The organism is Asanoa sp. NPDC050611 (assembly GCF_040654855.1).
GTDB lineage: Bacteria > Actinomycetota > Actinomycetes > Mycobacteriales > Micromonosporaceae > Asanoa.
In genome coordinates this window covers 1-9,794 of sequence record NZ_JBFAIU010000291.1, presented here as the reverse complement: position 1 = coordinate 9,794, position 9,794 = coordinate 1, and the positions used below count along the sequence as shown (strand labels likewise).

Below are 9,794 nucleotides of genomic sequence, written 5' to 3'. Positions count from 1 at the left end.
TCCGTGCCGAGCCGGCGCAGCGACGCCTCGACGGCCCGGATCATGTGCTTGCGGCCGTTGCCGCCGGCGTTGGGGTCCGTCGCGTCGACCGTGTTCGACTCGATCTACCTCTACAACAAGTGGGGCCAGCCGATCTCCAGCGGCGTCTGGGAGGGCGTCACCACGTTCGTCGAATGGGTCTGCCAGAACTGGGACCAGCCGGACGAGGGCGTGTGGGAGACCCGCGGCGGGCGGCGCGACTTCCTCTACTCGCGGCTGATGTGCTGGGTGGCCCTCGAGCGGGCGATCCGGGTGGCACACCAGCGCGGGCTGCCGGCCGACCTGGTCCGCTGGGGCCGGGCGCGGGACGCCATCTACTACCAGATCATGGACCGGTTCTACGACCCGAAGCTGAAGGCGTTCGTGCAGCACCGCGACGGCCACGTACTCGACGCGTCGGTTCTGATGATGCCGCTGGCGAAGTTCGTCGCGCCGTCGGACCCGCGCTGGCTGAGCACGCTCGACCTGCTCGGCGACACCCTCGTGTCGGATTCCCTGGTCTACCGCTACGACCCGCACCTGAGCCCCGACGGCCTGCAGGGCGAAGAGGGCACGATGTCCATCTGTACCTTCTGGTACGTGGAAGCGCTGTCCCGGGCCGGGCGGGTCGACGAGGCCCGGCTGGCCTTCGAAAAGATGATCACGTACGCCAACCACCTGGGCCTGTACGCGGAGCAGCTGGGCCCGACCGGTGAGCAGCTCGGCAACTTCCCGCAGGCGTTCACGCACCTGTCGCTGATCAGCGCGGCCTTCAACATCGACCGCGCGCTCGGCTGATGCAGACGTTCCTGCCGTTCCCCGACTTCGTCCGGTCGGCGGCCGTGCTCGACCCGCCGCGGCTGGGCAAGCAGCGGGTGGAGAACGTGCAGATCCTGCGCGGGCTCACCGTCGCCGGGCACGGCTACCGCCACCATCCGGCGGTGAAGATGTGGGCCGGGTACGAGGAGGCGCTGGTCCGCTACGGCCTGATCGTCTCGTCGACGTGGACGGCGACCGGCCGGGCCGACACCACCGCGGCGACGCTGAACACGGACCTGGCGGCCGCCTGCGGTCTCGATTCGGTCCGCTCGGTGGAGGCCCTGGCCGCCGCCGGCGACCTGCCGCCGTGGCTGGGCGACGAGGCGTTCCACCGGTCGCACCAGTCGGCGTTGATCCGCAAAAACGCGGACTTCTACCGTCCCGTCTTCGGCGACGTGCCGCCGGACCTCCCGTACGTCTGGCCGCCCTCGGACCGCCCCAACGGCTGCACGCCACGGTGACGGCATGTCCGCGTGGCGCGTGCGCGATTTCCACAGCGACGACCTCGACCAGGCCGTCGCGGTCTGGGAGCAGAGCCGGCCGACCGGCTCTCCCGCCCCGGTCTTCGGCTTCGCGGAGGCCGTCTCCGCCGTGCGCGCGGGTCAGCCGGCGGTGGTCGCCGTCGCCGCCGAGGAGGTCGTCGGCGTCGCCATCGCCCGGGTGGACGGGGAACGCGCCTGGATCCAGGTGATCGCGCTCGACGCCCGCTGGCGCAACCGTGGGGTCGGCAGCTCGCTGCTCGCCGGCCTCGAACGCCGGCTCCGCGGCCTCGACGTGCGCCGGATCAGCGCGGTCCTGCCCGAGGACGCGACCGGCAGCGTCGCCATGCGCAACTCGGGCTATCACGTGCGCACCGACCTGACGTACTACGAGAAGGTCGAGCATGCGGCCGGCGACGCGGGCCTGCTCGCCGCGCTCGGGGGTCGGATGCTTCCGCCGGGGCTCTGGGACCTGCTGGCCGGGATGGAGGCCGAGAAGGAGGCGATCGAGCACCGCATCGTGTTGCCCCTGGCCCACCCCGACGTCGCCGATCGATACGGCGTCGTCCCGCCGAAGGCCGCCATCCTGTTCGGACCTCCCGGCACCGGAAAGACCAGCTTCGCCAAGGCGATCGCGTCCCGGCTGCAGTGGCCGTTCGTCGAGCTCTTTCCCGCCCGGCTCGCCGCGGACAGCGATGGCCTCGCGGCCGCGCTGCGGGCGACGTTCAGCGACCTCGCCGACCTCGACGAGGTGCTGGTCTTCATCGACGAGGTCGAGGAGATCGCCGGTGTGCGGTCCGGCCGGGCGACCGACCCGAGCCACGCCGTCACCAACGAACTGCTCAAGACCATCCCGGGCTTCCGCGAGCGCGGCGACCGGTTGCTGGTCTGCGCGACCAACTCGGTGCGGGCCCTCGACCCGGCGTTCCTGCGCCCGGGCCGCTTCGACTACGTGTTGCCGGTCGGCCCACCCGACCGCACGGCGCGAGCAGCGATCTGGCGCCGCTATCTCGGTCCGGCGGCCGACGACGTCGACCTCGAGCGACTCGTCGGTGCCAGCGAGCTGTTCACCCCGGCCGACATCGAGTTCGCGGCCCGCAAGGGCGCCCAGGCGGCGTTCGAACGGGAGGTGCGGGACCAGCGGGGCGAACCCGCCACCACCGCCGACTACCTCGCCTCGATCGCGGACACCCGGCCCACTCTCACCACGGACGCCGTGACGGCGTTCGCCGAGGACATCGAGGCGCACAGCCGCCAATGAGACCGGCCGGTCCGGCGTCGTGAGCGCCGCATGGCACGCCCGGGGGTCGGGCGTGCCATGGTCGGCGTCGGTCAGGCGGCCGGCACCAGCGCAGGGGACTGGCCCTGCTGGAACAGGTTGAGCGGGATCGCCTCGCCCATCGCCTGGTAGCCCGCGTCGCTCGGGTGCAGGCTGTCGCCGCTGTCGTAGGCGGCGAGCATGCGGTGCGGGTTCGCCGGGTCGCGGACCGCCGCGTCGAAGTCGACGACGCCGTCGGACTCGTCGGTCGTCCGGATCCATTCGTTGACGGCCAGGCGCTGTTCCTCCCGCACGTCAGGAGCGTTGCCGAACGGGGTGAGCGTGCCGAGGTAGATGCGGACGCCTTGCGTGTGTGCCCGCACGACCACCTGGCGCAGCGCGGCGATGACGTCCGCGGCGGTGGCCCCGCCGCTGATGTCGTTGATGCCGAGCAGCACGATGACGTCGGTCACGCCCGCCCGCACCAGCACGTCCTGGTCCATCCGCGCCATGGCGCTCGGGTTCGTGGCACCGCCACCCACCCAGACGCGGTTGCCGCTGATGCCCACATTGGCCACGCCCAGCTGCCGGGACGGCGGCAGCGCGGCGAGCCGTGCGGCCAGCACGTCCGGCCACCGCCGGTTGGTGTTGGCCGTGGAGCGGAGCCCTTCGGTGATGGAGTCACCGAACGCGACGACGGTGCCGGTGTGCCGCCGGGCGCTCGCGTCGATCTCGGACAGGAAGTTCCACTGGAGCCGGGTCGAGGCCACCGGGAAGTCCGCCTCACCCACGTGGTTGCCGGGCGCCGAGACGTACGTCGTCTGCAGCGCGCCGTTCCGGACGGTCAGTGGTGAGGTGCCCGCCGAGGTGTCCCCCGGCAGGTGGATGTCGACAGCGAGGTCGGAGAGCTCGGCCACCTCGAGGTCGACCCAGTCGCTGAGCACGTCGGCGCCGGCCGGGATCGTGAACGACGGGCTGCCGCTGAAGGTCAGCGCCCGGCCCGTGCCAGCCACGATCTTCTCGTCGGTCGCCCGGACGGCTACCTGCGCTGCCTCGACGACCAGCGGCGCCGTGCCCCAGCGGTTCGACAGCCGGACGCGTACCCGGTCGGTGCCGATGCTGACGTGCGCGATCTGCCGCAGTGTCTGGTTGTTCACCCGGTTGGCGGCGGACGGATTCGCCGACACCATCGGCGCCGTCCAGGTCGCCACGGCGTCCGACGTGGCGCTCATGGGGGTGTTCCGCTTGAACAGGTCGAGGTCGATCGCGTTCGCCATCGCCAGGTAGCCCGCGCTGTTGGGGTGCAGGCTGTCGCCGCTGTCGTAAGCGGCGAGCATGCGCCGCGGGTTCGCCGGGTCGCGCACGGCCGCGTCGAAGTCGATCACGGCGTCGTACTCGCCGCTGGTCCGGATCCAGGTGTTGAGCGCCTGCCGTTCCCCCTCACGGGCATCCGGCGCGTTGCCGTAGGGCGTGAGCGTCCCGCCGTAGATCGTGAGGCCGCGGTCGTGCGCCCGCTTGATGAGCTGCCGGTGCCCCTCGATGATGCGCGCGGCGGTGTTCCCGCCGCTGATGTCGTTGATCCCTTCGAGGACGATGACCTGCCGGGCGCCCGACGCCACGAGGGCGTCGCGGTCGAAGCGGGCCAGCGCGTTCTCGCCGGTGCCGCCGATGAGCACCCGGTTGCCCCCGATGCCCAGGTTGACCACGCCGGTGGGCTGGATCGACGGCTTGTCGGCCAGCCGTCGGGCGAGGTAGTCCGGCCAGCGTCCGTTCGCGTCCACCGTGGACGCGGAACCGTCGGTGATCGAGTCGCCGAAAGCGACGATCGCCCCGCCGGCGGTCCGGTGCATGGAGACGTCGACGCCGGTCAGGAAATACCACATGGTACGTGTCGCGACGGTCGGGAAATCGGCCGCACCGGTCTGGTTCCCCGCAGCGAGATAGGAAAGGATCTGACCCGCCGGCCGCGCATTGTGCAGCGTTATCGGGGAGGTCGACGCGAGCGTGTCGGCCGGAATGTAGACGTCGATGGCGAGGTCGGCGAAATCGGGCACCCGGAATGGCAGCCAGTCGCTGTAGAGCTCGCCGAAGGCCGGGATCGAGAACGACGTCCGGCCGCTGAAGGTGAGCTGCCCGCCGGATCCCGGGACGATGCGCGCGGCCGTGTCGCGGCGGGACACATGAGCCGCCCGCACCACGAGCGGCGCGGTTCCGTAGCGGTTGGAGAGCTTGACCCGGACCTGCTCGCCACCGGTGCTGATGTGGACGATCTGGCGCAGCGTCTGGTCGTTGACCCGGTTGGCCTCGGTGGGGGCGGCCGAGACCGGGGCGGTCGCCCACGTGCCGATGGCCGGTTTGCCGGCTGGCACATTGCCGGCGAGCGTTTCTTCGGCGGAGGCGGTGCCCGGCACCGCGCCGACGGCCGCCATGGTCGTCGCGATCAATGCCGCGAACCATTGCCGTTTCGACAGTCTTCGGGTGGACAGCGTCATTACGCTCCTCCATTGTTCGTTGCCCGAACAGGATGGTGGGAAGGGGGTCGGTACGCGGAGACGAATCGACCGCCGGAGCGGAGCGGTCGGGCGGGGTGCGCGGAGAGCAATTGCTTCTCCACCTGGATCAGGCGCGCCTTTGTACGGCCCAACCTAGAAAGGCACCAGATCGAAGTAAACCCTTACATCCATGCATGACGATGAGTGGGCCGGAGAGGTCGACCAACGGGCCGGCGGTGCGGCGAACGGTCGGCGACCGCGGACGAGCGGTGCCGGTACCGCGGCCGTCGGACCGCCACCTGCGGCTATGGTGCTGACGCAGCGCGTCGGAAGGCCCAACCACGATGGAGCCGTTCCGGGTGGCCATGCCGGGGCAGGTCTGGGGACTCGCCACCGGCGACCCGGCTGGGCCGATGTTCGTGACCAGCTACGACGGGAACGACCCGACGACAGTAGCGGCATCGGAGTCTGCGCGATCCTGGACATCGCCACCGGCGCCATCGTCACGACGACCGCGCCGGCCCGTACCAGCACAAGGCGATCGCCGGACCCGGCTCTTTCCTGATCGGCCACTGTTCTCCGCTGACCTGTCACAGACCGTGGCGCCGTCCGGTCCTGGTTGGTGGTGGCAGGCAACGAAAAGCGGCAAAACGGGAGGTTCGTGATGAAGATCGTGGTTGTCGGAGGCAGCGGGCTGGTCGGTGCGCAGGTGGCCGCCGTGCTCGCCGCGCAGGGTCATCACGTCGGCGCCGGCGACAGCTTGCACGGCGTGGACGTTGTGGTGGACGCCACCGACCCGCTGGACGTCGAGGTCGCGGAGAACTCCACCCGGGACCTGCTCGCCGCCGAGGCGGCAGCCGGGGTCCGGCACCACGTCGCGCTGTCGGTGGTCGCCGCCGAGCGGCTCGCCGACAGCGACTGCTTCCGGGCCAGGCTGGTGCGGGAGAAGCTGGTCGCGAGCGCGGCGATCCCGTACACCATCGTCCGGGCGACGCAGTTCTTCGAGTCCGCCGTCGACCTCGCGGACGCGGCCGCGGACGGCGGCACGGTGCGGTTCGCGCCGGTCCTCGTCCAGCCCGTCGCGAGCGCGGACGTGGCGCGGGCGCTCGCCGCCGCCGCGGTCGGCGCGCCGGTCGACGGCACCGTCGAGGTGGCCGGACCCCAGCAGTTCCGCCTCGACAACTTCATCCGCGAGGCGCTGTCGTTCCGGCGCGACCCGCGGTTCGTCATCACCGATCCGCATGCCCGCTTCCGCGGCCTCGTCCTGGGGGAGCGGACGCTGCTGCCGGGCCCGGACGCGATCGTCGGTGCGATCCGGCTGGGCATGTGGCCGGGACGCGACGGAACCACGCCGGTCGACCCCCTGTAGACAGCTTTCCTTCCTATTCGGAATGGTGTTAGAAAGGGCCTCTTGCGTATTGACGGAGAGCGCTCTATCGGCCATCGTGTGGGCACGGCGTGGTCGGCGCACGTCTTCATGACCGTCCCCATGAGAAAGGTCCGATCATGTTGCGCAGAGCGCTGCTCTGCGTCGCCCTGATGGCAGCGACCCTTGTCGGTATTCCGGCGAGTCCTGCTTTCGCGGCCGACTTCACCGTGCTTGTGTTCAGCAAGACGGCGGGGTTCCGGCACGACTCGATCCCGGCGGGTATCGCCGCGATTCAGCAACTGGGCGCGCAGAACAACTTCACCGTCGAAGCCACCGAGGACGCGGCCGCGTTCACGACCGCGAACCTCGCGCGGTTCCAGGCCGTCATCTTCCTGTCCACCACCGGCGACGTGCTCAACGCCAGCCAGCAGACCGCGTTCGAGAGCTACATCCGCGCCGGCGGCGGCTACGCGGGCGTGCACGCCGCGGCCGACACCGAGTACGACTGGTCCTGGTACGGCAGCCTGGTCGGCGCGTACTTCCTCCAGCACCCCGCCATCCAGCAGGCGACCGTCCGGATCGAGGACGCGACCCACCCCTCGACCGCCGGCCTGCCGGCCAACTGGGTGCGCACCGACGAGTGGTACAGCTACCGCACGAACCCGCGGGCCAACGTGCGGGTGCTGGCCAACCTCAACGAGGCGACGTACACCGGCGGTGGCATGGGTGACCACCCGATCGTCTGGTGCCGTGCCTACGACGGCGGCCGGAGCTGGTACACCGGCATGGGCCACACCCAGGAGAGCTACGCGGACACCAACTTCCGCAACCACCTCCTGGGCGGCATCCGGTACGCGGCACAGGGCACCGGCAACTGCTCGGTCGGCTCCGGGCCGGTCGACCCGCCGGGCTCCTTCGCCCAGGTCACGCTGGCGAAGGGCGTCGCGGAGACCGGTGAGCCGATGGGCCTGACCGTGCTGCCCGACCGCGGCGTGCTGCACACCTCGCGCGACGGCACCGTCCGCTACACCGACGCCGCCGGCAACACCAAGGTGGCCCTGACCCTGCCGGTCTACTCGCACGACGAGGAGGGCCTGCAGAGCATCAAGGCCGACCCCGGATTCGCCACGAACCGCTGGGTCTACCTGTACTTCGCTCCGCCACTGTCCACACCGGCCGGTGACGCGCCCACGACCGGCACGGCGGCGCAGTTCGCGCCGTTCAACGGCGTCAACCGGCTCGCCCGGTTCACCGTGCGGGCCGACAACACGATCGACCCTGCGTCGGCCGTGACCGTCATCGAGGTGCCCGCCAGCCGCGGCCAGTGCTGTCACGTCGGTGGCGACATCGACTTCGACGCGGCCGGCAACCTCTACCTGTCGACGGGCGACGACACCAACCCGTTCGACTCGGCCGGCTACGCGCCGCTCGACGAGCGGGCCGACCGCAACCCGGCCTTCGACGCGCAGCGGTCTTCGGGCAACACGAACGACCTGCGCGGCAAGGTGCTGCGGATCAAGCCGTCGGCGGCCGGTGGCTACACGGTCCCGGCCGGCAACATGTTCGCGCCCGGCACCGCCAACACCCGGCCCGAGGTGTACGCCATGGGCTTCCGCAACCCGTTCCGGATGAGCGTCGACAAGGCGACCGGCATCGTCTACCTCGGCGACTACGGGCCCGACGCGGGCACCGCCGACCCGAACCGCGGGCCGGCCGGCACGGTCTCCTACGAGCGGATCACCCAGCCGGGCTTCTACGGCTGGCCGTACTGCTCCAACTACAACACCCCGTACCACGAGTACACGTTCCCCAGTGGACCGTCGCTGGGCCAGTACAACTGCGCCGGTGGCCCGACCAACAACTCGCGCAACAACACCGGCCTGACCACCCTGCCGGCGTCGCGGGCGGCGTGGCTGCCCTACGGCGGCGGACAGGACCCGCCCGGCATCTGCTGCGGCAGCCTCTCGCCCATGGGCGGCGCGGTCTACCGCTACAACGCCGCGCTGAACTCGTCGGTGAAGTTCCCGCCCTCGTACGACGGGAAGTTCTTCGCCACCGAGTTCGGTCGTCGGTTCATCAAGACCATCAACATCAACGCCAACGGCACACCGGGGACGATCACGAACTTCCCGTGGACCGGCACACAGGTGATGGACTACGAGTTCGGCCCGGACGGCGCGCTGTACGTGCTCGACTACGGCACCGGCTGGTTCGGCGGCGACGCCAACTCGGCCGTGTACCGGATCGAGTACCAGGTCACCGGCGGCAACCGGCCACCGGTAGCCGTCGCGAGCGCGAACCCGACCGGCGGCACGGCACCGTTGACCGTGCAGTTCTCCTCGGCGGGCTCGACCGATCCCGACGGCAACCCGTTGACGTACGCCTGGGACTTCCAGACGAACGGTTCCGTCGACTCGACCGCGGCCAACCCGTCGTTCACGTACACGGCGAACGGGCAGTACACGGCGACGCTGACGGTGCGTGACCCGTCCGGCGCCTCCGCGACCGCCAGCGTGGTGATCGGGGTCGGCGGGCCGACGATCAGCGTGTCGTTGCCACAACCCGGCCGGCTGTTCAACTTCGGTGACCAGGTGCCGTTCACGGTCAACGTCACCGACCCGGCCAACCCGACGATCGACTGTTCCCGGGTCACGGTGAGCTACGTGCTCGGGCACGACTCGCACGGCCACCCGATCACCAACGTGAACGGGTGCAGCGGCAACATCCAGACGACGGTCGACGGCGAGCACGACGTGTCGGCGAACATCTTCGGGATCATCAACGCCGCGTACACCCCGCCGGGCTCGACCACCGCGATCAACGCGACCCCGGTGGTCCTGCAGCCGCGCCAGCGCCAGGCCGAGCACTTCGGCAACCAGCAGGGTGTCAGCATCGTGACGTCCACGGCGGCGCAGGGCGGCAGCGCGGTCGGCAACGTCAGCAACGGCGACTGGATCTCGTTCACGCCGTACTACCTGTCCGGGCTGGCCACCGGGTTCACCGCCCGGGTGTCCGCGCCGGCCGGTGGTGGCGGCACGATCACGATCCGTTCGGGCTCCGCGACCGGTGCGGTGGTCGGCACGGCCACCGTCGCGGCAACGGGCTCGTTCGACACGTTCGCCGAGGTCAGCGGCACGATCACCGCGCCGAGTGGGTCCGGGCCGCTGTTCCTGGTGTTCACCGGCGGCACGGGCGCCGCGCTGTTCAACGTCGACTCGTTCGCCTTCACCACGGGCGGCACGCCGCCGACCGGGACGAACCTGGCGCTCAACAAGCCGGCGACGGCGTCGAGCGTCGAGGCGGACGCGTACCCGGCGTCGGCCGCCGCGGAGCTGGCCGGCGAGTCGTTCGTCGCGCAC

At 70.8% G+C, this 9,794-nt stretch carries 6 protein-coding genes; 5 read left to right on the top strand and 1 reads right to left on the bottom strand.

Features of this window, described 5'->3' with window-relative positions; translation table 11 throughout:
• The 3 genes from AB0H87_RS31935 to AB0H87_RS31925 form a co-directional block, all read left to right on the top strand.
• Positions 1 to 816, top strand: an 816-nt coding sequence (locus tag AB0H87_RS31935; RefSeq protein WP_360154044.1) for a glycoside hydrolase family 15 protein, incomplete at its 5' end; no start/stop codon positions are given.
• The gene (locus AB0H87_RS31930; RefSeq protein WP_360154041.1) at positions 816 to 1,298 is read left to right on the top strand and encodes an MSMEG_6728 family protein; all 483 of its coding nucleotides are present in this window, start codon (positions 816 to 818) and stop codon (positions 1,296 to 1,298) included. The genes AB0H87_RS31935 and AB0H87_RS31930, both read left to right, overlap by 1 nt.
• A gap of 4 nt (positions 1,299 to 1,302) precedes the next feature.
• Positions 1,303 to 2,577 (top strand): GNAT family N-acetyltransferase, encoded by a 1,275-nt coding sequence (locus AB0H87_RS31925; RefSeq protein ID WP_360154038.1) that lies wholly within the window; start codon positions 1,303 to 1,305, stop codon positions 2,575 to 2,577.
• 71 nt (positions 2,578 to 2,648) lie between these two features.
• Here AB0H87_RS31925 and AB0H87_RS31920 read toward each other — a convergent pair whose 3' ends face one another.
• A complete protein-coding gene (locus AB0H87_RS31920) occupies positions 2,649 to 5,066 on the bottom strand; it encodes an SGNH/GDSL hydrolase family protein (protein WP_360154035.1) in 2,418 nt (805 codons plus the stop codon).
• Positions 5,067 to 5,730: 664 nt separating this feature from the next.
• On the opposite strand from AB0H87_RS31920, the gene AB0H87_RS31915 reads away from it, so the two are divergent.
• Together AB0H87_RS31915 and AB0H87_RS31910 are read left to right on the top strand one after the other, a co-directional pair.
• On the top strand, positions 5,731 to 6,435 hold the full coding sequence (locus tag AB0H87_RS31915) for an NmrA family transcriptional regulator (protein WP_360154032.1): 705 nt from the start codon (positions 5,731 to 5,733) through the stop codon (positions 6,433 to 6,435).
• A 137-nt stretch (positions 6,436 to 6,572) separates the two neighbouring features.
• A partial coding sequence (locus AB0H87_RS31910) for a ThuA domain-containing protein (protein ID WP_360154029.1) occupies positions 6,573 to 9,794 on the top strand: 3,222 nt, incomplete at its 3' end.

Excerpts from the sequence above, each read along its gene's own strand:
- AB0H87_RS31915 (WP_360154032.1), top strand. The coding sequence starts at position 5,731 with ATGAAGATCGTGGTTGTCGGAGGCAGCGGGCTGGTCGGTGCGCAGGTG.
- AB0H87_RS31930 (WP_360154041.1), top strand. The coding sequence starts at position 816 with ATGCAGACGTTCCTGCCGTTCCCCGACTTCGTCCGGTCGGCGGCCGTG.
- AB0H87_RS31925 (WP_360154038.1), top strand. The coding sequence starts at position 1,303 with ATGTCCGCGTGGCGCGTGCGCGATTTCCACAGCGACGACCTCGACCAG.
- AB0H87_RS31920 (WP_360154035.1), bottom strand. The coding sequence starts at position 5,066 with ATGACGCTGTCCACCCGAAGACTGTCGAAACGGCAATGGTTCGCGGCA.